The organism is Lentibacillus kapialis, assembly GCF_014646635.1.
GTDB lineage: Bacteria > Bacillota > Bacilli > Bacillales > Amphibacillaceae > Lentibacillus > Lentibacillus kapialis.
Map to the genome: position 1 here is coordinate 35,779 of NZ_BMNQ01000011.1, position 26,705 is coordinate 62,483.

Annotated in this window: 20 protein-coding genes, 1 pseudogene and 1 CRISPR repeat array (1 of these 22 running past the window's edge); of the genes and pseudogenes, 4 read left to right on the top strand and 17 right to left on the bottom strand. The window is 41.3% G+C overall.

What is annotated here, in order from left to right; genetic code table 11:
* Window positions 1-27: 27 nt before the first annotated feature.
* Window positions 28-561 (bottom strand): GNAT family N-acetyltransferase, encoded by a 534-nt coding sequence (locus IEW67_RS06365; RefSeq protein WP_188632223.1) that lies wholly within the window; start codon window positions 559-561, stop codon window positions 28-30.
* A gap of 402 nt (window positions 562-963) precedes the next feature.
* Between IEW67_RS06365 and IEW67_RS06370 the strand changes: the two genes are divergently transcribed.
* Both IEW67_RS06370 and IEW67_RS06375 read left to right on the top strand, forming a co-directional pair.
* Entirely contained in the window at window positions 964-1,758 is a 795-nt protein-coding gene (locus tag IEW67_RS06370) for an N-acetylmuramoyl-L-alanine amidase (RefSeq protein WP_229671689.1), read from the top strand.
* 104 nt (window positions 1,759-1,862) lie between these two features.
* Entirely contained in the window at window positions 1,863-2,234 is a 372-nt protein-coding gene (locus IEW67_RS06375) for a DUF1360 domain-containing protein (protein WP_188632224.1), read from the top strand.
* Window positions 2,235-2,725: 491 nt separating this feature from the next.
* Here the strand turns inward: IEW67_RS06375 and IEW67_RS18110 are convergent.
* The 8 genes and pseudogenes from IEW67_RS18110 to IEW67_RS06415 form a co-directional block, all read right to left on the bottom strand.
* Window positions 2,726-3,141: pseudogene (locus tag IEW67_RS18110) on the bottom strand (NUDIX domain-containing protein); the annotation flags it as partial.
* A 116-nt stretch (window positions 3,142-3,257) separates the two neighbouring features.
* Window positions 3,258-3,683, bottom strand: coding sequence for a VOC family protein (locus IEW67_RS06385; RefSeq protein WP_188632225.1), 426 nt, complete (start codon window positions 3,681-3,683; stop codon window positions 3,258-3,260).
* 147 nt (window positions 3,684-3,830) lie between these two features.
* Window positions 3,831-5,354 (bottom strand): glycoside hydrolase family 18 protein, encoded by a 1,524-nt coding sequence (locus IEW67_RS06390; protein WP_188632226.1) that lies wholly within the window; start codon window positions 5,352-5,354, stop codon window positions 3,831-3,833.
* Window positions 5,355-5,740: 386 nt separating this feature from the next.
* Window positions 5,741-6,847, bottom strand: coding sequence for a glycerol dehydrogenase (locus IEW67_RS06395; RefSeq protein ID WP_188632227.1), 1,107 nt, complete (start codon window positions 6,845-6,847; stop codon window positions 5,741-5,743).
* Between the two features lie 247 nt (window positions 6,848-7,094).
* Window positions 7,095-8,495 (bottom strand): GntP family permease, encoded by a 1,401-nt coding sequence (locus IEW67_RS06400; RefSeq protein ID WP_188632228.1) that lies wholly within the window; start codon window positions 8,493-8,495, stop codon window positions 7,095-7,097.
* Between the two features lie 81 nt (window positions 8,496-8,576).
* On the bottom strand, window positions 8,577-9,593 hold the full coding sequence (gene pdxA, locus IEW67_RS06405) for a 4-hydroxythreonine-4-phosphate dehydrogenase PdxA (protein ID WP_188632229.1): 1,017 nt from the start codon (window positions 9,591-9,593) through the stop codon (window positions 8,577-8,579).
* On the bottom strand, window positions 9,590-10,897 hold the full coding sequence (locus IEW67_RS06410) for a four-carbon acid sugar kinase family protein (RefSeq protein ID WP_188632230.1): 1,308 nt from the start codon (window positions 10,895-10,897) through the stop codon (window positions 9,590-9,592). Before IEW67_RS06410 ends, pdxA begins: the two co-directional genes overlap by 4 nt.
* Before the next feature lie 19 nt (window positions 10,898-10,916).
* On the bottom strand, window positions 10,917-11,666 hold the full coding sequence (locus tag IEW67_RS06415) for a DeoR/GlpR family DNA-binding transcription regulator (protein WP_188632231.1): 750 nt from the start codon (window positions 11,664-11,666) through the stop codon (window positions 10,917-10,919).
* 467 nt (window positions 11,667-12,133) lie between these two features.
* On the opposite strand from IEW67_RS06415, the gene IEW67_RS06420 reads away from it, so the two are divergent.
* Both IEW67_RS06420 and IEW67_RS06425 read left to right on the top strand, forming a co-directional pair.
* Window positions 12,134-12,334 carry a hypothetical protein gene (locus IEW67_RS06420; protein WP_188632232.1) on the top strand — a complete coding sequence of 67 codons (201 nt, stop codon included), beginning with the start codon at window positions 12,134-12,136 and terminating at the stop codon, window positions 12,332-12,334.
* Window positions 12,331-12,654, top strand: coding sequence for a type II toxin-antitoxin system PemK/MazF family toxin (locus tag IEW67_RS06425; RefSeq protein WP_188632233.1), 324 nt, complete (start codon window positions 12,331-12,333; stop codon window positions 12,652-12,654). Before IEW67_RS06420 ends, IEW67_RS06425 begins: the two co-directional genes overlap by 4 nt.
* Window positions 12,655-13,028: 374 nt before the next feature.
* Here IEW67_RS06425 and pglZ read toward each other — a convergent pair whose 3' ends face one another.
* From pglZ to IEW67_RS06465, 8 genes are all read right to left on the bottom strand, one after another.
* Window positions 13,029-15,578, bottom strand: a complete 2,550-nt coding sequence (pglZ, locus tag IEW67_RS06430) for a BREX-1 system phosphatase PglZ type A (protein ID WP_188632234.1) — start codon at window positions 15,576-15,578, stop codon at window positions 13,029-13,031.
* Between the two features lie 188 nt (window positions 15,579-15,766).
* Window positions 15,767-19,312 (bottom strand): BREX-1 system adenine-specific DNA-methyltransferase PglX, encoded by a 3,546-nt coding sequence (pglX, locus tag IEW67_RS06435; protein ID WP_188632235.1) that lies wholly within the window; start codon window positions 19,310-19,312, stop codon window positions 15,767-15,769.
* A gap of 30 nt (window positions 19,313-19,342) precedes the next feature.
* Window positions 19,343-20,368, bottom strand: a complete 1,026-nt coding sequence (locus tag IEW67_RS06440) for a hypothetical protein (protein WP_188632236.1) — start codon at window positions 20,366-20,368, stop codon at window positions 19,343-19,345.
* A gap of 22 nt (window positions 20,369-20,390) precedes the next feature.
* Window positions 20,391-23,936, bottom strand: a complete 3,546-nt coding sequence (gene brxC / locus IEW67_RS06445) for a BREX system P-loop protein BrxC (protein WP_188632237.1) — start codon at window positions 23,934-23,936, stop codon at window positions 20,391-20,393.
* Window positions 23,937-23,948: 12 nt separating this feature from the next.
* Window positions 23,949-24,530: a DUF1788 domain-containing protein gene (locus IEW67_RS06450; RefSeq protein ID WP_188632238.1), complete on the bottom strand. Its 582-nt coding sequence runs from the start codon at window positions 24,528-24,530 to the stop codon at window positions 23,949-23,951.
* Window positions 24,514-25,134 carry a DUF1819 family protein gene (locus IEW67_RS06455; RefSeq protein WP_188632239.1) on the bottom strand — a complete coding sequence of 207 codons (621 nt, stop codon included), beginning with the start codon at window positions 25,132-25,134 and terminating at the stop codon, window positions 24,514-24,516. Before IEW67_RS06455 ends, IEW67_RS06450 begins: the two co-directional genes overlap by 17 nt.
* Before the next feature lie 248 nt (window positions 25,135-25,382).
* Window positions 25,383-25,685, bottom strand: a complete 303-nt coding sequence (locus tag IEW67_RS06460) for a helix-turn-helix domain-containing protein (RefSeq protein WP_229671687.1) — start codon at window positions 25,683-25,685, stop codon at window positions 25,383-25,385.
* Between the two features lie 5 nt (window positions 25,686-25,690).
* A complete protein-coding gene (locus tag IEW67_RS06465; RefSeq protein ID WP_188632240.1) occupies window positions 25,691-26,143 on the bottom strand; it encodes a hypothetical protein in 453 nt (150 codons plus the stop codon).
* 205 nt (window positions 26,144-26,348) lie between these two features.
* A CRISPR array of direct repeats spans window positions 26,349-26,705; the repeat unit is 36 nt; unit sequence GCCATAATTCCCCTGTGAACCTTGATGTGATATGAT (it continues 667 nt past the right edge of the window).

Here is a 26,705-nt window from a genome sequence, read left to right on the forward strand (position 1 = left end):
AGATACTTCCTGCCCCAAATCCACCGTTTAAAATACCATGTTCAGATTCTTCTCCATGCGGATATCAGACCACCATCTATCCTGCCAATAGGTAAAATTTTCGATACGGCCCACTTCCTTGTAACCAAGCCTCTGATACAGCTTCTGCGCCTGTGTATTAAATGCAAACACACCCAATTCAATACGTTGAAAACCTTGCGCCTTGATCTGTCCCTCTAAATATTGGATGGCTGCATAACCAATGCCCTTGCCCCGGCCTTCAGGCTCCCCAATCGTAATACTTATCCAGGCGGTCCCTGGCTCTTTTTTGTAGAGATGGCCCGGATCGACCATATAGTTCATCTCACCAATCAACTGTTCATCCAGATATATCAGGTAGATATGATGATTTTCCAGTCGTTGCATTAAATGATCAAGGGTAACGATGCTACGGTGTTCCAACGCTGACTTGTTTTTGTTGGGACGTGTCTTTGGAATCAACGTGGCGTCGTTTTCCCACCGATTAAACGCGTCTGCCACGCTTGAGGTGGGTTCGGTTAATTTGATAAAAGACGTATTCATGGGGCCCTCCTCCAATGACATTATCCTATAAATATAAACGATTTTCCCTTTCCAATGACTCACTAAACAGGCAATGCCTCGGCCCGTCTAGCCTAGGAGCAACCCTTCACCTTCAAGTAACGGAGGCGGCCAAATGATCCCCCTCCATATGCCCCTTTTTACCAAAAGTGTTCGATTATAGTTATAGGAAGGGGTCACACCTATAATCGAATGAGATCAGTTAAAAAGAGGCGTCAAACGTAAAAAACTTCTGACACCTTCACCATGCCCTCCTATGGAAAGAAAGCTGTTAGTTGTTCTCTGTCACCTTTCTCATTTTGCATAAATCTGTCGAATATGACCACAAGCGATCCACTTCCTGTCAATACGATATATTACATCCTATTAAATGAAAGGGGTATGATGATGAAACTATATTTGGATCCAGGGCATGGTGGATCAGACCCAGGTGCACAGGGGAATGGCATGGATGAAAAAACTGTCAACCTTGATATTGCTCGCCGCATCCGCAACATTTTAAACCAAGACTATAAAAATGTTCATGTACGCATGAGCCGGACGTATGACCGCACAAAAAGTCTGAGTGCGCGGACAACCGAGGCGAACAACTGGGGAGCGGACTATTATTTGTCGATTCACTGCAATTCGTTTAACGGATCCGCCCGCGGGTATGAGGACTTTATCCACAGCAGTCTATCCGATTCCTCGACAACAGCTGCCTATCAGGACACCATTCACCCGGAAATTATAAAGGTGAACCAGCTGCAGAATCGGGGGCAGAAAAAGGCGAACTTCCACGTCCTCAGAGAAACCACAATGTCAGCGCTCTTAACGGAAAATGGGTTTATTGATAACGCACAGGATGCCGCTTTAATAAAGGATGCTTCATGGCGGCAGACTGTGGCACAGGGTCATGTCAACGGGCTGGCACAAGCATTTAATCTGAAGAAACAAGAGGACCCCAAACAATTGTATGTGATCATTGCCGGTTCGTTTCAATCCAAGAAAAACTCAAAGGATCGAGTGAATTATCTGCAGTCAAAGGGGATTGAAGCTTTTGCCGATGCCGTCACCATTTCCGGTGAACAATGGTATCGCGTTCAGGCAGGTGCTTTTTCTAAAAAGGAAAATGCCGAAGCACAATTGAAGCGGGTCCGTGATGCAGGCATTAACGATGCCTATATCATACATGGATAGTGCCACGTGCAGCGGGACATGGTGTCAGACTCCCATGTCCCATTTCCGGTTTAAGATTCTCTTATAAGGTAAGACTAAGGAAAAAACGCGGAAGGATTTGTTTTATGGAACTGGAATTAACCTGGATGATGTTCATCATGCTGATACTTGCCAGCTACCGGCTGACACACGTAATCGTGTTTGATAAAATAACCGAATTTATCCGCAAACCCTTTTTAACAAAAAAGAAAATCTCCCAAAGTGAAACGAAGACAGTGCCCAAATCCAACATCGGTTATCTTCTGACCTGCTACTGGTGTGCAGGAATCTGGAGCGCGATTTTTCTTGGTCTGATATACCTATGGATTCCAACTATCGCCCAATATATCATCTTTATCCTGGCCATTGCCGGCGGTCAAGCAATCCTTGAGTCATTCGTCGGCGTTAATATTAAACGCACTGCATTGTATGATGAGGAAGCGAAAGAATTGAAATGAGGACTGTCATTCTTACGCGCCATGTCCATTATGGTACCATTCTTTGATTAGCGCAAACCTTTTGCAGTAATGGCTTTTTTAAAATTGCGGTTCCGCCACAGTATTGCTCGCTGCGTTGATTAAGGTGGAATATGGGAGCCTTGCATTGCCTTTATGCTAAGCCGATGTCGATTTGGCGGATCCTCATTCCGTTATTTGCTTCGATTCAAGCCTTTTAACACCGTTAGCGGTTCCTCATTCCGCTATTTGTCTTTTTTGCTCTGGTTTCCCCCTGTTTTTATACGATTAGCGGAATGAGGATTCATTTCAATACTAAACAGGGCAATTTTTATGCTTTTAGCGGAACGAGGATCCGTTAAATCCGGATAATCCAGTTTTTTATGAGGATGTACATGAACGAGAGTATAAATTATCGAATATTCTCTGAGTATGGAAAGAAAGAAAAGGACCGGGCCGTTTTTTGTTTGGTTTTCAGTTAACTTCCTTGCTTCTAACCTGCCGAGCAAATGATAGGTAGCCGTATTCCATGTTTCATACGGGATAAAGGCACTGGCCTTCATGGCATCAAGTGTTCGGGATTTGAAATGCGGCCGGGTGATGAAGTAATCGATTGTTGACTCGGTCAGCCTGGCAAACGTCGCGTCCTTTATTTCTTCCGGTTGTATGTCAAGTGATCCGTCTATCCATTTGGCCTGAAAAACCACCGGTAGAAAATTTTTGGACGCGTTATATAATATACCCCTGTAATGCCTAATGGTTCTACGGCTATCTCCGTCTCTTCCTGTACTTCACGGCACATGGCTATATCCAAAGCCTCGTCTTCTTCAACCTGACCACCCGGAGACTCCCATGTGTCCGAGCGCGCATATGTCTTCACCACCAATACTTCTCCCTTGTCATTCGTTATCTATCCGGACACTGCAATAATATGTTTCGGATGATTGTGCTCCATTTGAACCTCTCCCTTGTATGTTGGTTAAACCTGAACCTTCAGATGCAATTTCGAGCTGTTCTCTAGTTGTTTTAATAATTTCCATCATTCTTATCTGTTTCTTCCTCTGGAGCTACCAACTCAACTTTAATTCTGTCCGGGTCTTCGAAGTAAACTGCATAATGATTGTCTCCGCCGGCAAAGGGATGCAGATCTTCGTACAGAATTTGAACTTCCATGCTTTTTAATCTACTGGTCACCTCGTTCACATGCGTTCGGGAATGTGCATGAAATGCCATATGATTAATACCGACTCTGCAACGATGGTATGAAACATCCTGAAACCTTTCTTCTGCCTGGACAAGAACGATATATGTGTCATCAATTTTCCAACTCTGACCACTATCCCATTCCTGATACTTACTGTAACCTAATTCTTCAAGAAACCAGCCCCAGAATTTGGATGATTTTTTCAAGTCTGATACGTAAAGTTCTATATGATGTAATCCTGACAGCAATATTAAACCTCCCTAATGCTTGTATGCCTCTGTTTCGTTTCGCTATTCCGGGATCAAAAAGCCAAACAAAATTATTAATGTAGTTACAAAACTCCGGGCCTTGTATTAGTTCACATGCCCGGAGTTAAAGTAAGATGGCTATTTCAGTTAACGATTATCCTCTAACACAGGGTTTGCTAACGATTTTAGCAGATTGTGTTCTTTGTCATCATGACCAATTGTCCAAATCATGCCACCCCTGAGATTATGCTCATTAATATAATGTCCTTTTTTACTTATAGACTCTGGATTGTCGTAAGTTAAAAACATGTTTGTTCTTGAATTAAATAACCAAGGTACTTCGGCTGTTGAATGCCAATATTTTTTCCAATCGAGATCGGTCAGGTAATCTTTTTTAATATCTTCCCAGCTTGGAGAAGGTCCCGTTGATTTATATTCTTGATACAATCCATGATTGGCTGAATTTGAAACTTCAAAACTTCTTCCATAAAAAGCTGTGCCAAGTACAATTTTGTTACGTGGAACGCCTTTCTGTTGATAATACTTAATTGCGCCGCTTACATTATTCCACTTCTTGATGTTGTTCGGTGTCGGATCAGCATCAACAGGCTGCATTGGCGTATTAAAATTCGTGACCGGGCTGAACCCATTGGCCAAATCATACGTCATAACATAGATCCAATCAAGATACTTGGACAATTCCTCGAATTCATAACTATCAGCGGGATCATAAGGACCACCATTTTGATAGCGCCCCGCCGGTGTCGCTGCCGTTAGAAGATAGTCGCGATTCTTTTTCTTTTCCAATTGGTCAAGCTGATCGCGAAATTCCTTAACTAATAAAGTTAGATTCCGTTTGTCTTCCGGACTATAGTGCAGTTCATCTATCCCGCCTTTTACCGGGAATTCCCAATCTAAATCAATTCCATCAAATTGATTCTTTTTAATAAATTTATTGATAGTCGATCGGGCAAATGTTTCTCTCGATTTAGAGGTTGCTGCCACATCTGAGAAATATTTTGAATTTTTTCCCCAGCCACCAATGGAAATTAATGATTTTATATGTGGATGGTTTTCTTTATACGTGTTTAGTTCTTTTATATCTTTTTCTGCACCCGGATAAAGTTCACTCTTACCCTCTTTGTTGACATATGCAAAAGCATAATTAATATGTGTCAGCTTCTTCGCAGGAAAGTTCTCGAGCTTTTCGTCGCCCGTCCAATAACCCGCAACAATTGCATCGTCACCCTTATTCATCTCTTGTATCAAATACTCAGCATCCGATTTAAGTACATTGTATGCCTTCTCGGAAATTGAACCATTATCTTTTTGATAAGCTATAAGATTCTTGAAACCCTTTAGGTGTTTTACTGCCTTATTGTTGTTTCCGTCTTCGTTAAATTGCTCAATTGCGGCCAAATGCATCTGCATTTTGCGGGCGGCTTTATCATTTGTAATGTTGCCTTCTTCTTTAAAACGTTTCACAAGTGTTTTCATAGTTTGGACACTTGTAATAACTTGATCCCCCGGCTGTCCGTTCATCTCAGTGTTAATGCTTGGTGCTGATTCAGCTATGACTTGTTTCGTACCATTTAGAAGCGGAACGAATAATACGAAAAGAAGAAAGACCATCAGCACCTTCTTCAAATAAGCTGTACAATTCTTTTCCATATTGCTCCTCCTACGACATAAATTTGTTGATGTATAGTCAAAGTTTTACACTATCAACCCATTTCAAAATAAAAAAACATGGCAAAATCAAAAGGAACTTAGCCAAAAGCCCTTTATACTTTCACCATGCCTAATCTTATCAGTAACATGCGAACCTATTAGATTAACGATAAATAATAACCATTATAGCGGTGACTCAATGAAAACGGTCATTTGATGTCATATGAATTACCACTACTACTTTTTTAAATATACCAAATTTATCATAAAATTCCAATAGTTATTTAGAATCATTTTGTGTTTCACACAATAAGCGTGATCCTTCCACCCATGATATTGGAAGAACCACGCTTATGATAAGTCACTGATTTTGACCCAAATTCTTGTTATTTATTTTTTTCCTTATAAGCTTTTGCATATCGATCGGCTGCATAAATGGCATCGGCGACATCGTCTGCTGTGATATTGAAGGCCTGATGAATCGTTTCGCCTTCAGTGGTTGCTGCCTCGGCTACCTTCATGATGTCGTCTCGCGAGGCGTCTTTCAGCTTGATATCCTCGAGTGTTACCGGCAGACCAAGGCTTGTATACAGTGCAATATAACGCTCAATCTCTTTCTCATCATGTTGTTCGAGTGCGAGCTGAACAAGTGTGCCGAACGCGACTTTTTCACCATGTGTCATATTATGGATATCGCCATGTAACGCTGTGAAGCCATTGTGGATGGCGTGTGCTGCTCCGAGACCACCGCTTTCAAAGCCTAAACCGCTGAGAAGGGTGTTGGCTTCCACAACCGATTCAAGTGCCGGTGTTACGGATTTGGCTTGGACGGATTCATAAGCCAGATGGGCATATTTGAAAAGCGTTTCTTCACATTTTTCGGCAATCGCTTGTCCAGCAATCGTTGTGCTGCCACCTGCCATCGTGTCGCCCCCTGCCTGGATAACGCTCCGGGCTTCAACCCATGTTGCCAGAGCATCGGCAATCCCTGACGCCAGAAAGCGCGGTGGTGCACCTGCAACAATTTTTGTATCAATGACGACGAGGTTCGGATTTTTATTGTAGAATCGATACCCTTCAAAGACCCCGTCATCGGAATAAACGACGGACAGCGCACTTGTTGGTGCATCAGTTGAAGCGGTTGTTGGTACAATGACGGCATAGCCATTCAACTCATCTGATACAGCTTTAGCAGTATCGAGCGTTTTACCACCACCAACGCCGATAACAATAGTCGCATTCGCTTTGTTTGCGATCTCTGTAATCCGATCAATTTCTTGTTTGGAAGCTTCACCATTAAAAACTACTTCCTCGGCTTTTATATTTTCTTGTTTAACTTGCTTAACAACATCATTACCGGCAATCTCCCAAACCGTTTCATCCGCTATGACAACGGTTTGTTCACCAAGATCTTTTATATATCCTCCAATATTTTGAATGACGTTTTTTCCCTGAACATATTTGGCAGGGCTTATAAATATGCGTTCACTCATGACACAACACTCCTTTTATATGTGTGAAAATCATCCCATGCTTAACTGGCTTTAAACGCCCGCATCAAATATTGTAAGCGGGCGTTTAAAGCACCTTAACCTTAAACCGGGAGCTTCCTTCTTTGAGAAGGAGAAGCGTCCCGGAGAACGATGATTCTTTTTATATATTCCCAAGTTAAAGGAAAATAACACATTGGTCTTCATTATAAAAAAAGATGAAATAAACCATGTTCCAAAAAACGGCTTTTTAAAACATCCTTACAATCGAATCGGCAATCAGCAGCATGATTAATGCTACTCCCCAGCCAATCGTTGTTGGTACAGACCAGACCATAATTTGCTCTTTTACATTCTTGATTCCCAACATCCGATTGACTACCCAGAATAAACTATCGTTAAAATAAGAGAATACCATTGCACCTAATGCAGAGGCTTGTGCAGCTAATACAAGACTTACATCCAAACCACTGACGATTGGCGCTGAAATGGAAGCAGCTGTTATCATCGCAACAGTACCACTACCTTGAATAAGCCGAACAATGGTTGCTATAAAAAATGGTACGAGAATCGCCGGTAATGGCCATTCGGCAATCTGTTCTGCGATATAATCGCCTGCCCCGCTTGCTCGGAGAACGTTACCCAACGCTCCACCAGCACCGGTTACAAGTAGAATAATTCCAGCTGTTTTAATTCCTTCTTCCATACGATCCAGTGTTTCAATACGACCGATATTGCTTGTAAGTGTATAAATGGCCGCAATTAATCCAATTCCAACTGCAATAATAGGATTACCAAAGAATTTAATATAAGATAGCAGAGTGTCATTTACAGCAACTGCTCCAGATTCGCTGAGAGCACCTATCGTTGTATTAAGGAAAATAAGAATAATTGGCACCAGTATTGGCATGATCGATGCTGTCAGAGAAGGCAAACTCTTTTCCCGTTCCTCAGAGTCTGCCAAAAATTTCTGGTAAACCTGTCGCTTATCAGGTCTTACGAATTCATCACCTTCCTCTTCAGGAAGTTGATAGATTTTATTACCGATCCATCTGGCATACCATACACCAGCAATAATAATCGGTATAGAGAAGATAAGTCCGGTTAAAATCATCAATCCGATATCAGCCCCGAAAATACCTGCTACACCTAATGGTCCCGGAGTAGGTGGAACGGCATGGTGAGTAGCAGCAAGACCAATACCAAGAGCAACTCCCAAGGCAACAACCGATTTACCTGTTTTCCTGGAAAGAGCTTTTACCAATGGATTTAAAATGACAAATGCCGAGTCTACAAAAATCGGTATAGAAACGATGTAACCAGCTACAGCCATCGCCCATTCCTCTTTCTTTTGACCCAACTTTCTAATTAAAGTATAGGCAAGTTTTTCAGCTGCACCGGATACCTCCAGCAACCTTCCCATCATAACCCCGAAACCGATTACAATACCAATGGAACCAAGTGTGCTTCCAAATCCATTTGTTATTTCATTTACAACTTCGGAAGGGTTCATTCCACCAATAATACCTGTAACGGAAGCGGCAATAATCAACGCAATAAATGCGTGAATCTTGGTTTTTAATACAAGTAAAATTAATAATATAACTCCAATCACTAATCCTAAAATCATTTGTGAACCGGAAACATCCATGGTTTTTCCCCCTCATAATTTGAAATGGCTTACATTTATGTGAATATTATACTGGGGACATTAATTCCCCAGTATAATCATTTAATCCAATGTTTCCTGTGTGAATTGAGGCGCATATTGTGCAGCTAATTTGATGCATTCCTCCATACTGACACTTGAAGCAATATTTTGTCCCGCAATATCAAATGCTGTACCATGATCGACTGAAGTTCTTAAGAATGGAAGACTGTTTGTAATAGATATGGTTCTATGAAAATCAGTCATTTTCGCCGCAATATGACCTTGATCATGATAAAGTGACAATACGGCATCATATTTACCATTTAACGCTTGATGAAAGACGGAATCCGCGGGTACTGGTCCAACAACGTTAACACCGTCTTTTTTAGCTGCTTCTATACCAGGAGTAATTTCATCAACTTCTTCGCGTCCAAACAATCCACCTTCGCCGCTATGCGGATTTAACCCCGCAACCGCCATTTTTCGGTTTTCGATTCCAAGACGCTGTAATGCTTTGTCACAACGGAGTAAATAGTCATGAACTCTCTCTTTTGTCATTTGAGCAATTGCATCCTTTAATGAAAGGTGGCGTGTTAGGAAAAAGATTCGCATATCTCTGACTTCGAACATCGTTAGCGGGTCCTGGATATTTGTCATTTCTTCCAGCATTTCTGTATGTCCAATATATGGAACGTTTGCGGCTTTTAGTGATTCTTTATTAATCGGTGTAGTTGCTAATGCTTTTACTAACCCATTCTTTGCAAGATCCACAGATGTTTTAACATAATCAAAAGCTGCCTTTCCGCATTGTTCCTGTACCTCGCCATAACGTAATTCATCCATATTAATATTGTCTAAATTAATTAAGTCAACAGTGCCAAATTCGAACTTACCTTCTTCAGGTGACTGGATCACATTGACTGTCAGATCTTTTTCAACAATTTGAATGGCCTTATGGAAAACCTCTTTATCGCCAACGACAATTGGTTTACACATATTGAATATTTCGTCGTTAGCCAAGGATTTTGCAGTAATTTCCGGACCGATACCAGCTGGATCTCCCATTGGAATTGCAATAATTGCTTTCTCGTTTGTCATAGCTTAGCGCTCCTTTTGGTGTATGTTGATTTTAAGTGTTTGACACTTGAATAAATTGCCTTTTTGTCGCCGACCAAACCACCCTTAGTTACAATAGGGTGGCCGGGAAAGTGCCCTCCGATCATTTTCCCATACGCAGCCAGCGGCAATACCTCGTCCTCAAGTTTTATACCTGATGCCATGCATACAGCACATAATGATGCTGTCACATCACCGCCACTGGTAAAACATCCCTGTATTGGATATTCCGTTTTTTCCATTACCAATCTCGTGATTTTCGCAAGCCCATCAGTTATTCGTTTAGCCAAGGTATCTTGTGACGTATTTTCCAGTTCCGCTTTCCATTTAAAGTCTACTATTCTTGAATTTTCCTCATATGTCGTGATGATTAATACATCATTTGTATGCATTCGTTCCAAAGCTTCTGCAATGGCTCGTTGCACTTCTTCCTCCCATGATGTCGACAACGTTGCAAGTCTTTCAGCAGAAACATAAACTGGATTTGATTCGGTCTTATCGATAAGATATCTAAGCTGCCGACCTGTTAAAGTTGTAACACTTCCTACGGTGACAATAGTCTTATTTGACTCAACAAATTGATGCAGAAAAGCTCTGGAATAAGCGGCCGTTAATGGACCAGGATCAACTGGAATTATTTTTACTGACTGAATCCCGGCAATTGTTTCAGCAATTGTATCAATCTCCTCATCTGTTACGGCATCTACCACAACAATTTTGTTATTTTTTTCGATTTGCTCATTCAATGCTTTCTTTAGAAAGCTGTGCCCGGCAAGCACTTTATCCAACCCAATATGTCCCACAGTTTGTTTACTTTGATTCTGAATAATCCCGGGAATAAAAGATTCTTTTATCGGCATTACCGGATCTTTTGCAACACCGGTCTCCTGAACAGGTACACCATCTACCAGTAGATAACCTCCAGAGGAAATACGTCCTGAATCAGGAAAAGAAGCAACGACGACAGCCATGCTATTTTCTTCAATTTCATCAAGCATTGTATCGATTTCAAGTCCGATATTTCCACGGATAGTACTGTCGATTCGTTTACAAACAACTTTTGCATCCCACTCCCGAAAACTTTGCATTGCCTTTTTCATTCGTTTCATGATTGTTTCCTGGTTCGCATATCGGGTATCGGTATCGATACATACTGCATCTAATTGCTGAGAAACGGGAATTTTATCACGGTACACAACGGTTGCTGAGGAGAATCCTTGTTTGCTTAGTCGCACTCCTGTTGCATTTGCTCCGGTTAAATCGTCAGCAATAACTCCTATCTTCATCGTGATTTCACCTGCTTTATTATATGATGTTTATATAATGGAATAGCTGTTCTTTTACTTCATCTGAAACGTTCTCATCTGTTATAAAACCGGACAAATGGTCAAAATCACAGACTTTCGAGAAGGCTTTTTGTTCAAACTTACTTGAATCAGCAACAAGCCAGGTTGCCTCTGCTGCCTCGATCATCAGCTGTTTCATCAATGATTTCTCAAAAGTAGGGGACGTTATCCCAGCTTTCAAATCTAGAGCATGTGCACCGAGAAAAAACATGTCGACATGAATATTTTTTAGAAACTGATGTGTTTGTGGTCCGTATAGGGCACCGATATTATTTTGCAATTCGCCCCCCGTGACAAAAACTTTCAACTGGCTGTCACTTAATTCAGCAGCAATTTTGATGTCATTAGTGATGACAGTAATATCATCACGTGTTACGAGCAATCTCGCCAATTCCAGGGTGGTTGTTCCAGAATCTAAAATGATGGTATGTCCAGCTTTTATCAAAGGCAGTGTTTTCTTGGCAATCAACTTTTTTTGTTCAGTTTGTCTACTTTGTTTTGTAGAAAATGGCGTTTCCGTTATAAGAGGTTTAGGTAAGACAGCCCCTCCATGCGTACGAATCAGCTTGCCATCCTCCTCAAGCTGCACAAGATCTCTCCGTATGGTCATCGCTGAGACCTTTAATTCATCCGACATTTCATTTATTTCTACTTTTCCTTCTTCTTGTACCGCTTTCAAAATGATATCTCGACGTTTTGTTGGATGCATCGTTATCACCGTTTATATTGTTATTTTACAACATTATTATGTTAGTTTTTCACACAAATGTCAAGTTAAAATGTTAAATATTATCACATTCTATCCGTAATGTTTTATTTTTACAGCCATATCGGGTTTCGGTCGTTATGTTGATGCATGAGTGCGGCTGTGGTTTGTCTGGCAATATAGGACGTTCGTTGCCTTTTTTTGCGCTACAGCTTCAATGTCATGCTTCATGGACAAAAAAATTATTTCAATTCGTCATCCGGCAATCTGGGGACATTGTTCCAGCTGTTCTATCTTCAATCATGGCAACGTATTTCAGAAAGTTTCAGGCGCATTAAAATTGACAGTTTGACCCCTCTCCTTTACGATAGAAGTAAACTAGCCCTTATGTTTTATCGATATGATGCATATACTGTTAACACCTTTCGATATAGGCGGTGTTTGGTGTGTGCAATAAGGAGGATAAAAAAGTGACAATAACTCACAAGCAACTCCCTATTGATAATGCAAAAACGTCCGTGAAGAAAACCCGAATCGGTCTTATCGCCTCTTCAATCGATCCTAATAAGTTACCTGTGAAAGAGACACTTCCTGTTGATAAATCCGGACGTGTTAATATAGATTCGACACATCCTAATTATCGATATTGGATTGAAGATGATGATGAATGATCCAAGGCGGATTATATGAATTGGAGTTCCCCTACCAGGAGAGGCAGGGCTTTAAAAAACGCCCTGTCCTTATTATTGTCGTTAGGACAGATTATGGAGCAGCTTTAGGTCTAAAAGTAACCAAATCGAAACCAACCGAAAGGCACCCCCATCGAATTGAAATTAAAAGAAGCCCAAAAGCAAATTTACCACATACTTCCTATGTACAAATTGATCGATACGATTACTTTGAGGATGTTGATATAAAACCAAAAGGTCAATTAAGTAATTACGATTTTAGACGCATTATTCAAGCATTTAAGAACTATTATCATGTTTAAAGAGACAGCCGTTTTTCTCCCTCTCCCTCAATAAATTTCTATTTTCCGTCATTTCATGATAAATTTATTTTTCCTGGAATCAGCTTATCCTTTACATTAAATCCTTATTATTCCTTCATTACTTCATTTAAATTCTTTCTCTCAAAGGTTCTTATCCTTCCAGGTCATGTTTTCCGCAAATCTCAATCAAGAGGACAACAGCACGAGATTAGCATTTCATTAAAAAGAGGCAAATGCCCAGTACTTGTACCGGGACATTTGCCTCTTTTGTTATAACGTCAGAAAGTATAAATGATGGATGACCTTATAAGAAACGCTTCGGCATTCACTATAAGACGAGGCGAATGCCGAGTTTTTCTAACAACCTAATCAACTCATCCATCCATGAACGCAATATCTACAGTAAACGGATACCGTTCATAAACCTCTTCTGTCTGTTCATCTTCCAGCACCAGATAATACGTTTCACGCCTGTTATAAGCCATATCTTTAAATACAAATTTTTCCCGAAACGTCCGTTCACTGGGCTGGACGGCAGTACTGTCGGCGATGATGATATTTTCATTGGTTACGCGCTCACCGGCTATATCGGCGAAATAGAGTTTCAACCGCCTCGGCAGTTGTTTCTCTTCAACTCGAACCATTTGCAGAAAAGCTAAATACATAACCGGACTTGTGACTTTCCTTGCCGGCGTGGTCAATCTGACGTCAACTTTCGACGCCTGGTTCCTTGACGACCTGCTTCGGTCGTTTTTAAACTCAATAACAGGCAAAACGACTTCCTGCGGCATCGCACCTCCATGTACAAAGTTAGCGCCGGGGCCGGGAATAGCAAACCGGTTTACCCCTTGAGGAACCGTCACAAACCAGCCAATTTCCTCATCAAAAAGATAATCTAATGGAAATGAGAGCGTTCCTTCCATTTCCGTCGGCGTTTCAGTGATCAGAAATCTGCGCTTGGCCAGTATCGATTCATCAATGCTTTGCGGCGTTTTTTGGCTCCTTTCAAGTGCATCCCGTTGATAAAGAAACCCATGATCTGCTGTGATTAATATATTAGCTGCCGTGAGATCCACAACCAAACGGTTTACGAGCGAGCGAATATCCTTGATGGCATCTTCTGCCGCTTCAAACACTTCCTTCTCGGTTGTTGCATTATCCCCCTGGGCATCAATCGTGTTGTGATAGATATAAATCACTTTCTTGCCCTGGAATGTTTCCCGGAAAGCTTGTCTGTTCAAACCGATGACTTCATCAAATTGAACTGCCACAGACGCCGGAACATTCTGTTTCAATATATCATCGCGATGCGGCGTCCCTTTAGTATTGAGGCCATCCGCCGTAACCGCTCCATCCCTCGCAAAAGAGATGATCCGATGGGGCAAGAGAGCCGCCATTCCGACTGCTGTATAAGACGGCAAAACACCTTGGATAGCTGAAATGTTCGCCGAAGCTTTCCGTTCATTATTCAAACGCTCGGACAATTCGCAGGCCACTTCATACCGCAACGCATCCGAAACGATGACAAAGACGCGTTCATCACGTTCTCGGTGGGGTTTGACCCAATCCCGGTAAAAATCGTGTTGCTGGGGAAGTCCTGAGACAGCCCATTCTTTATTATCAGACTTCTCAAGACTTCCCGCCCATTTCACAGCCAGCTCGTCCATAAACCTGTTTGCATAAACATTTTCGATCATATCCCGTACTTGGTGCAAGCGCTCTTTATGTTCAATCCGATCATAAGCGGTATAAAACTTTCTGTATGCCGTATCGGCCTGATAGTAGTCACCGGCATAAGCATGAAACATGTCAAAAACTGATTGTTCCGGAATCAAAGGCTCCCGTTCATGAATAAGACGTAACAATTTAATGGCGTGATGAAGGGCTTCATACTCATATTTATATTCCGGATACCAATGACGGATCCGTCTTGCGGCAATCATGTCATCATATGTATCAAAGTCTGTCACCTGATTGATCAGCTGCGTGGCCAAATAATCAATGATGCTCTCATCAAAAAGGCGGAATCCATCCATTTGCACAATGTCCGTGATATCCCACTCTTTAGCATAATGACGGACATTCAAGACATCTTCCATCTGATCAACGAGCGAATTGAAGACAGGCCGATCATCAACATGATTCATCCATTGATCCATAAAGACGATTGTGTTCGCCGGTCTTGGGCTGATATAAGCTTGCCATGACTCCGGTATATTGCTATTCATTTGATATTGTGTGGCATATGTCAGGATAAAAAATATGAGCAGCGATTGCAGCGATTTTTCCCTTAATGTATAGCCATAATATTTCTCTGCTAATTCCCAGAATCTATCAGTGTCGCCATATTTACGGATGGCCTCCCACACACTCTCATCACCTTCATGCCACTTCCGCATAAGCGTTCTGATAATGTCGTCCATTGTGTTTGTTCTGCTCTTTGTCAAAGCAGCCAGAACGGTTAAATCGATTGTCTCCTGGGTGTACATATCAACCGGGTATTTCCGGAACACCAGCAAACGGTTCTTATTGTTGAAGAAAGCTTTATACCGTTTGAGCGTTTCCCGCAGTGAATCGTCTGTTACCCCCAGTTCCCGCATGATGACGGTGATTTTATCAGTCGCAAACTCAAAACCTGTCTTATAAATATCCAGCAGCCAGTCGTCATGCGGATTAGGTCTGGGCATATTGGCATAAAGCAGAAAGTGGGATGCCGGATCATTCTTTTCCAGTTCGTATTTAGTAGCGAATAAATTATTCGGCGTCACTTGCCATACCCGAACACCAGGCAAATCAATGCTTTCGATTTCCTCTTTAAAGTCGTCTTCCTCATCGTACCAGAACACGACATGACGCTGTTTCCCGTTAGTCAGTTCTTTCTGGAAATAGTCATTCAAGACACGGTGTACTTCGTTCAGGTTCATTTACTCCCCTCCCTTCAAGAACCTTTTATTTTACTAGCACTGACTTTAACAGGTTCTTGATTCAGAAACATATTGAATTTGCATATAATATACACTATACTGTTAAATAACAAAAAGGGGTAATGGCAACCGACTAAGTTCGGTTAGGCGTTAGCTCTTTTTGTTTACCATTAAGTCTGCAGTCAATTTTAAATTTTTGCCAGCACATTTGCCTTAAACGGGCTCTTACCTTCACCTTGCGGAACCTCCACATTTTGGAATTTAGTATAATTGACTTTGACGCCATCATCCAGGTCAAGATCAACTTGCTGATTGGCAACGTGAGCAATCACCTGATCATAGTGCTGACACTCCAGCAGTTGTTTCTGCAGTTTTTCTTTCGCTTTTTTTGCTTTTGTTTTCTCCTGTTGCGGCACGTCAGATTCCAGCAACATGTCCATCCGGCCAATCTCTTCTTCATATTTGCGCTGCTGGGGATGCAAATACTGTGTTCTCACTCGTGAAACCAGCCCTGGCTCATAACGGTGCAGATAAACTAACGCTTTGAATCCATTTTCCTTTCCGCTGTCAAACAGCCAGTAAATCGGCCGCTTTTGATAAGTTTTGACATGGTCTGTGTAAAACTCTTTCAGGAAATAACGGCGGATACGCTCGTGGGATGTTTCATTCGTTTTACGCGTTAAAGCATCGGCAATGAAATCCAGGTTTTCCTCAAGTGACTCCTCGCCGAAAACTGTCTTCAAAATGGTGATAAACCTGCCGACAATATCATCTTCAAAATAAACGTCGTCCGCAATCGGGATGACGTTATCCGGATCAGGCTGAAATGACTGATATTTGCTTGAATCAAATTCACCACCTGCAAACGCCAGACCTTCTTCATCGAGCGAATAACGCCCAAGCATCAGGCCGACCGTATACGAGATGAACGATTTCACATCCCGCTCCAAATCAGCACGGCTGACAGTTACTTCATCCTCTTCCACCTCAGGGTTAAGTTCTTCCTGCAACCCATACAAGTCGATAAAAATTCGGTTCAGCTCTTCTTCGTTGGCTTTAAGGGTTTGGAAGCGATGTTCAGCTTCCTGTTCCCAGTTTTTATAAGCGTCTGATAGCTTTGCTGCGTTTTGTTGGAACTCGATGAATGGGTGCGTTTTGAAATCCCAGGATGTTTCAAAAGAGTCCCAGTCGGATTTGGATAGTAGAATATTTTTCATTACTATATCATTGACATAATTCTTACTGCTCTTTTTTATTGGTAACCTACTGATATGTCCTACTTCATAATTAACAGTTGGGCTCAAAAAGTCTAGAATTCTCGTTGCAATTTTACTGTTGGTAAAGCCCAATATATATATTAAATCCTCTTTATCAGCAAAGATTGAACACCCTGCAACATCAAAGATAAAGCCATTTGGAATAAATCTAGTTGAAAACCCTCCAATTGTTACTTTTGACCAAGATACTGCTTCTTTAAAATAATAATTCATATTTTGAGGTCGTGATTTTAATTTTCCATTTATATTCTTGAAATTCCTAATTTCCTCTCCATCGTTAATCCAATTGACAATATAGTAATTGTTACCATAATATTTCCTGTAGTTACCACCTTTGTTATATGGAAACCATTTTTCCGATGACTTCTCTGTTAATTTTCTGTCCTGGTAATTAAAGCCTATTTTTAAACAATTAACTTCGTACCAATATCTTACAAATCTATTATTACTACCAGTTGCTAGTCCTTGTCGTGGCTTTGCTATTTCTCCAAGTTTATTTTCATTTTTATATATTTTAATAATAGAATCCGTAGCACTGTAGGCAATCGGACATCCCTGGATAGCAAAAAAATGATCCTGTTTATTATAATAGACATTATGCCTTTTATGAAATAAAGCTTGTTTGACCTTATTACTTTCAACATGACTTTTCTTCTCAAACAACTTTAAATAAACTCCTATAAAATTTTTAATTAATCTTTTTTTAAACACGAAGCTAACTGTACCGAAATCAGAACCAAAAATTCCACGGCCCAAATGAACCATATTTATTAGCGTTTCGTTAGAAATTATTCTTTTTCGATATTCTTCATAAGAAGACAAATTCATCCAAGTGGGTATATTTATAAGTGTATAATATCCACTATCTTTCGTGTAAACTGAACATTTTTCCATAAAGATAGTACTTAGATCATTTTTGGTTAAAGGAAAATTTTCGCTGGCATAGTTTAGTAACTCTTTCTCCATACCTCCACGCCCCATATACGGCGGATTCGTCACCACAACATCATATTCCTCTGACAGGATTTCCCCTTGCTCAATCAAACTTTCAATCATCGGCAGTGCATGTTCTTTAAAGTCCAACTCAAACATGTCATTCCGTTCACTTTCTTTTAAGACATCCGCTCGTTCCTTCAGAGCTTCCAGGTCAATCCCAGGAATCTCGATAATCGAACCATACAGTTTGGCGTCCATGAACGTATCCATCAAAGCTTGTACGTCATTTCTCAACTCTGTATCCCCGACAAAAATCTCCAGATCCTGCTCGGTTAAATGATTGCTTTCCTCGATCCAGCGCAAGTTCATCACAATTTGTTTATCAAATAAGCGGTAGTTATAACTCCTTGCCTTCATCATGACAGCAAAATACGCCATTTGCGCTGCCCGCGGGTCAATATCCAGTCCGTACAGGTTATTCTCAATGATTAGATGCGGAATATCCTGCTCGCGGTATCCTTGTGATTTGTACAATTCGTAAAACACTTCAAACGCATACACCAGAATATGCCCGGAGCCCATGCACGGGTCAAAAAACGTGATTGTCTCAGGTTTCAAACCCGGATCTTTCAATGCCTCCAGCTGCTCCACAACGTTTTCAGGCTGCTCGGCGCTTTCCAGATAATACGGAAGCTTTTCCTGTAATCCCTTATCAGGATGGGACTCAAGCCACAGGCGGCCAAGTGAGTTGTCGACCATATATTGCACAATCCAGCGTGGCGTAAACAGTTCCGTTGCAGCCGGTATATTTTCTTTCGTTATCTTTTTGTTTTTCTTCAGATCGGCAAATACAGCATCCTTCTTTTCCGATATATAGTACTGGTAGAGCCAGCCGATAATCTCGACTTCCCGCTGCCAATCTGCTTCATCAATCATCATCACCATATCGCGGACAACTGAATTTTCAACGAGCAGATGTTCCGGCAGAAGCAGTTCGGTATAATCCTCAATCTCCTCAAACATCATTGGCATGATTTCGCCAAGCTTATTGCACTGCTTGATCAATATGTATTTGAATAAATCCTCATCATCATTGGCATCCTGCAGTTCATAAACTTTTTGTTCATTAAGGTCCAGATCGTCAGCGAGCATAAGCACTTCGGTCAGAGCATCAGGGTCTCTCTTACCTGCCTCAATTGAGGAGAAAATACGTATCCCAGTTGGCAGATAGTCATTCACTTCCATAAACCGCAGTGCGATGAAACGGTTGAACCACGTATAGGCCACTTCCTCGATTACCTGATCATAGCCCTTTTGGTTCACTTCCTGAATCAACTTTTCCCGCTGTTTGATCTGATATTGTTTATAGTACTTCTGGTTTATCATGAAACCGTCCTGATAGATGTCCGCTTCTTTAATCGCATCTTTCGTGACACCCAGCTCAAACGCCTTTTGCGCTACGGCTTCCAACAGCTTGTTACGTGCACTTACTGCAAATTTTCGGATAGCACCCTTATCCATCGTCGCACCCTCCAGTACTGTTTCCCCGTTCTACTCATAACTTCTTATGAATCTCGGGAATTCATTCTCACGTCTTATATAGTCAGTCGTGTCCTGCAATGAATCCCTTGGCCGGATACCTCTTTTCAGAGCAGATTCGTATTCGCGCAGCCAATCATCGACGCGTTCATAGCGCATGATATTTTTTAAGAGGACATATAATTTCACTTCCCCGGCAGTAGCCATATAATGTTTTTTAAAAAACGCATTGGCCGCCTTGTATTCCCCAAGCGCACTTTGTATCATCAAAATCATCTCTACCAAATCATTGATATATTCCTTGTCCCAATACTTGATGAATTTCCTGTTTATATGCCCTTCTTTACTGACCTCGGCTTCTTTTTCCTGTACCAGATGTTGTGCTATACTGACCGCTCTTTCCTTGAGCGGGGCATTATGAAGATTCGCCAATAAAACCTCCGAAAGGGATATGGTCAATATATCGTGATCATGGTCATGTTCCAGAATCAGCAGCATTGATTCTCGAATCCAAGTGTCCGGTTCTTCCACTTGCTTTTTAAGTGAGACAACGCGATTATAAAAATCCGGTTGCGGCAGCCTGATTGTGTGGAATGGTTCCTGGCTTGCGAAAACGTAATGACCGGATGCATAACAAAATAATTTATAAATCTCTTCCAAATAGTACGCACATGCTTTGACATGTTCCGACTGCCCGGACAGGACTGTCAGCTGGTCAACAAGTCTTTTGGCGGTAAAACGCCAATTGGAACGCTCCTTTTTTGGTATAACACGGTTAGGAGCAATATAATTCTGAGCCCGTGCATTTTCCAAAAAGCGTTTCACCTTATATTCCACACTGAGAAGGTCCGGCATTTGGACAGCCTTTTTCGAGTTTTGCTTCCTCGTTTTAAACAAATCGGGATTGTCAATCAGATTATCGATTTCCTTTGTCTCCCGCACCTTTTTGGGAAATTGCTTATACATTTCCACAATTAATTTCTGAAGCTCATCTTTTTTTCTGCTTTTCAGCTTTTCACGCACTTCCGCTACTTTCATATCCAACACTCCCCGTAGCATTCTATACCAAATTGATTGTTGTATCCTCGTCCAATTCATTCATCAATTTTGCTCGCAGATCTTCCACGAAATCGTCAACCTCTTCTTTGGACTTTAATGTTTTCGTCCCTTTAATCATCATATTTTTACTGAGTGTCTTTGTCTTACGCTGTGTTGCAACAGGGGGTGTGTCTTCGCCTCTTCTATCCGTATCGGGAACCGCCTGTTCTGCAGCCATTTTTTGCCGTTCGCGTTCAATTTCATCCATGCAGCGGACTTTTAACCGGTCACTCTCTGTCTCCATCGCAATAGCTTCGTACAGGTTATGGACACGATCCAGCCGCTCTTCCAGGTCACGGAACCTTTGACGGAATGTGGCGGAAAGCTTTGTTTTTAACGCGTCGACCTTGTTCAACGCTTGCTGAATCTCATCAGCATCCCGTTGAATTGTCTCTTTAACGGGTTTACACTCTTCTTCCAGCAAGGTAACAAAATGGTCATCAAACGTTTGATACAGGCCGGGCAATTCCTGTATCCGGGCATATGGTTCAACATGCCGAACGATTTTTTCCATCTTGTCAACCGTTGCGTTAATTGTTTCATCGGTCACATAAGTCCGGTTGTATTCAAAGATATTCAGCCGCTTCATCGCTTCGTCAAATTTATCCTGCTGATTATCAAAGAAACTTTTGACTTCTTTGGAATCCCTGGCGTATGCTTTTAATTCATTGCGCAATTGCCGAGCTTTATTGAAATATGTCGCCGTGTCATTAATCTCCAATAACGTTTCAATTGTTTTCTTGCCTTCTTTCAGGACAGACTCGCCTGGATAGTATTGATTGCGGTAGTTTCCCAGAAGGTCTTTGATTTTTTCATGCTCTTGTTTCAACAGCTCATTAAATCTGCTTTTTAACCCGTCTTCATCTGTCGGCAGTGCCGAGATACCAAACAGTTCCTGACTTAAATCCCGCACATTTTTCAGCATTACAGGTGAAATGCGCTCGCGTTTTTTGACAATGACTCGGTCTATATAATCACGTTTTGTAAGGTAATTGACCAGATTCGGATCATCCAGCTGCAGCTCACTGTTGTTTAATTGGAACTTGATCTCCTGGGCTTTAAACAGTTCCAGCATTAGTGCGGTCGTGTCCAATTCCAGCCAGCCATAGGGGGGATTCGCAAAAAAGTTCCGTATCCCTTTGATGGTCATTTGCTGATTCCGATCAGTCAGACGGCCGATATGGCTGTCCACTTCATTGCGGGCATTGTTATTCGGATCATTGCCGTCTGCCGTCAGTTGGCTTGACGCGGTAATTAAATCCTGCAGTTCTTTCGTTGAATCAATAAATGCCTTCAAATCATCCAGCTTGTTGTAGTGTGTTTTGACCAGCAGCCGGAATGCATCGTTTATACGGTCAGCCGGGTTTTTCTTTTTAATGTCGATTTGCTGCGAATTGACATAGACGTCAGCTGACTTCAAGGCTTCTGTCAGATAAGTGGTTACCCGTTCCCGCCGGTTGGTTACTTCACGTGATTTACGGGTTTTTATATCCTCAACAACCTGAGAAACGGACGTACCGCTCTTGAGTTTCAAATAGGCTTGGATCTTCAGTATTTCTGTCATTTCATCCAAATAAGATGTGTCTTGGGGCAGTTTCAGAATGACGTTGTTTTCTCGCATTGACATCATTTTTAGTTCAGAAGCGTTGTAATCCATAGCGGCATCCGCATATGGCGTCAGCACGTGGATTCCGATATCAGCTGATTGTGTTTTGACAGGCCGGTCATCAATAAATGCATTGAACGGAAAATGATATTTGGCTGAATAGCGGTATTTATTATCTTTATAGATGCCATCGAAAATAATTTCGCCAATTTTTTGGATCACTTGTGATGTTTCGACGTTCATATGCTTGATTTCACGATTGACATCCTGCTCTTCATTAGTCAGGAAAATGTAGTCATCACCGTTTTTCTGAATCAATGTTTGCTGGATCAGTCGGCCCAGGGAAGCTTCAATTGTCTGTTTCAGCCCGATTTTATCCACGTCGATAGCATCAATCATCAATGTTGCAATATTTTCCAGTTTTGCCGGGAGCTCTTTCACATATTTAATAAGGAATAACAACTTCAGAACGTCGATATCAAACGGCTCCAGCTTTGCGTTCTTTTGGGCCTGAATAATGACTGTACGAATACTGGAATCTAGGAATGTTTCGATCGTTTCATAAAATGCGGGAAATGGAACCAGTTTACCTTCCTCGTGGTCGGCAAACCGGACGGCCGACTCCTGAAAGGCACTTAACAGCGAACGCTCTCCTTCCGCCAAATGCTTTCCGGAAGCTCCATGAATCCGTACGCCGGTAAACACCTTCTGCAGCAGGTTGAACTGGTAAGGCACGAACGGATACACGTCAATGAAGTCCGGTTCACTTTCATACTTTTTCATATCCGCACTGTCTTTGAAGCTCAATATATTCTGAAGGATCGAGCTGTTCTTTCGGTACACTTCTTCCAGCGTCTGTCTGCCTGCTTCATTTTTTGTTAAAATACGCTTCTTGATCACTTCATCAACAAACGCGCTCGACAGACTCAATTTCGTGTCAAAACGTCCCTGAATCTTGGAAAAGTCATTCCCTTTAACACTGAGAACCGAATCGATGTCTTCCTGGCTTGTCACAACAATCCATGCTTTGCCATGACACTGGCGGCCAAGTTCATGGACAATCGTCTGCAAGTTGAGCATGGCCTGCGAATTCTCGCCAATATATTGACCGACTTCATCGATTAAGAAAGCGACATAATGATCCTCCCCTTTGGAATCGATGTATTCTTTCACGCGTTTCGCAAATCGCTCAATGCTGATCGTATATTCCTGTTCCGCACGTTCAAACCAGTTCCTTGCAGCATCCTCACTCATTTGTGTCGTTTTCGAGAGCGCTTCGATAATCGCATCTTCTTCATAATAGAAATCCTCACGGGCATCTTCCCAGTCGCTGCCCGAAATCTCTTTAAAGATCGCTTTAAATTCCCCATAACTGCCATCCTTGGCCATATTCCGTTCAATTTCAGCTATCCACGGAATTGAGCCGCAGAACCCTTGCATTTCATTGAATACCTTGTTCAACACTTTAACAATGGAATCCCTGTCGGCCATTGAATCCGACTCGCTCTTCGCATCAATATCAAACAACATGACATCTGTCGTGACATCGCCTGCCTGCTTCAAGTCTGACAAAATGACCGGATCATCAATTTTATTATCAAAAAATTCGATGGCCTGCTGACCATTCACGGTTCGGTTCTCAATCAGATACGATAAAATTTTAAGAAAGTGCGACTTACCTGATCCAAAGAAGCCGGAAATCCAGACACCGATTTTATCCGTCGGGCCGGTAATCCCTTCTTTATATGCCGCAAAAAATTCGCCAATATGTTTCTGAAGTTCATCGGTCACAACATACTCTTCAAGCTCCTGATAAATATTTTCATCGGCATCCTGTCCGACTTTGACAACACCTTTAATGTCACGGTCTATTTGACGGTCAAACATTTTCCGTATGTGCATGGATATCTCCCCCTAATAATCTATCAATTGAAATGCACGATAGTAATTTTCATCTTTTATCTCACCGAACAGCACCAGTTCCTGCCCGTCATACCGTCCAGGAAAAAACATGACGACAGGGTTCTCCCCGACAGCTTTATGAAGGTTATTGAGAATGACGTGTGAACGAATGATCGGGAACGCCTTTCCAACCCCGGTTATAAACACAATATCGTTGTCCTGTACACGGTCTGCGATATACTTGATAACCAGATCATTGTTTAACGTTAGCCTCAGTGATTTACGGGTCGCATTCAGTATGAAATTACTACCTTTTTTCTGTTCCATGTCGAAATTTTTCTGTAAGTACCCTTTATTCTCAAGGATATTGAGTACGACTTCATACAGGTCAAATTCAATGATATTTTGATCAGACGCATCATTGTTGACCGAATCTTTGATAAATTTAACGCGCTCCCGCACGAGCATTTCATCTTCCGGTTCATAATCGAATATATGATAGCCAATTTCATTACCCAAACCTTTATTTTCACGGAATGATGGATCGGTTATCCTGGGCAGAATCTCATCCAGTCGCTCATTTATCGTCCTCATACTCAACCTCCGCTAGCACATTGATGTATCTTGGGTCATCATGTTTTTTTATATGATCGATAATATCCGGGTTGATAATCGGTATAACCACTTTTCGCTCGCCTTTTTGATTCAGCAGTAACCCTGATTCGAACAAAATCCGTATGTACACTTGCTTCAATTTGTAAAAGGTGTATTCCTTCCAGCCGGCAACTTTATTACTTTGCTGCCGCTTCGACTCAAAAAACGAATTGAAATCAGAATCCGTTATGACAGGATCCTGAAAGGCGAGCTTTTCACTCAAAATTTCGTCCATAAATTCGTAAAATAAACGGTCTGTCCTGACAATGGTGTACAACACTAAAATTTTACTTGTTTCCACATCACTTTCAATCAGGCATCTGGTGAGGTATTCATCCAGTATATTGAGCCTTGAAAGAATTGTTGACGCAAGTTCCCTTTTCCGACTTTCAGATTTTACCTGGAAAATATTATTATTGATAACCTGTTCTTTCAGTTTCAATTCGTTATACCCTTGTAAAATCAGGTCAGCCAGTTTTTTTGTTTCAGTATATAATAAAGGTCTGGATTTAATTGTTGTACTATATTTCCAATTATTTACCAAATTATCCCATTCCCTTGGGCCAGTTTTATGCCTATTGTATCATGTCATGACACGTAATGGTATGCAAAATATTGTCTGGCGATTTTGTTATAATGGTGTGTAAAAATAAAAATTGCCCACTTTTTGGTGCGAGCAATTTTTAAAGAGTGTTTTATTCACTTTTCCAATGGCGAACATATTTTATAATTTCCTGAACTGAAACGACTGGAGGGTTTTGTGGCTTCAAAAAGATATTTACAAGTAATGGATTATATTTTCGCAATTTGACGGTCATCATATTTTGCATCAATTGTTAGAGGCGTATCTAAAGCACGAGATAGAGAGAGAAGCGTTTGATAATTTGGCTGCGTTAGCCCAGCCTCTAATCGGCCAATTGTAGACTTAGCAACATTAATGGCTGTTGCCAATTCTTGTTGGGTCATTTGTTTTTTATGACGATGGCTCACAATTTGCGCGGCTAAATAGCCTCGCTGTTCGATTTCTTCAACATGATCCTTACCAACGATATCTGCCAACTTCTTATTAAAATCATCATTCACTGTAAAAGACAACAAAATCACTCTCCTTTTTGGATAGGATAAAGCGAGGGATTATGGATACAATACGCTAAATAGCGTTCTTCGGCCGGTTGAATATCCTGCCTTTGAATATCCCCGTTATATTGCTTATCAAAATAATAGACTAAAATGACCTTATGATAATTATGAATAGCATATAAAATTCGATGATTACCTGTCGATCGGCCGGGAATTCCCCATCGATACAAATTGGTGATCGTTGTGTTTCGCACGATATGCTTCATAACAGGCGGGAATTCCTCTTCTGGTATTTGGTCATTAAATTCTTCAGGCCAAGGGTATAATTTCAAACGTTCCTTTTGAGCTAAATAACGCTCGGCAACGTCCAACCAATCTCCATTCCCTTTGGTACGCTTTTCGTGGTTAGCTTTTTCTAGTAGTATTTCCTCAAAATTTTTAATTTTATCATGAAACACCAGCTCAAAAACCATTACACCCAGCCTTTTAATAACATTTTATGCACTTATAATAGCATAAATGCTACCAGGCATCAATCATAACAAGTAGTGGCTGTACATAAAATGTATAGCTTTATGTTAGGGTATAAAGTTTAAATAGGCAAGTGAATCAAGAAACCAAAATTGTTCATTTTCCACTATTATTCGTATTTGTCCAGTTTGTTAAACCTGTAAAACAGCCATAATTCCCCTGTGAACCTTGATGTGATATGATACCATTCAAATAACGGTAAAGGCTTTTGCGGCCATAATTCCCCTGTGAACCTTGATGTGATATGATCAATGATTTAATATCTGTTGGTGAGCATGAGCCATAATTCCCCTGTGAACCTTGATGTGATATGATCACAAAACATTAAAAAGTATGGAAAATCACGCCATAATTCCCCTGTGAACCTTGATGTGATATGATTTCATGCATCTTGACCCCGTTGAACCCTGTGCCATAATTCCCCTGTGAACCTTGATGTGATATGATATTTTGCGTGAGTTAGGCTACGAAGAAATCGCCATAATTCCCCTGTGAACCTTGATG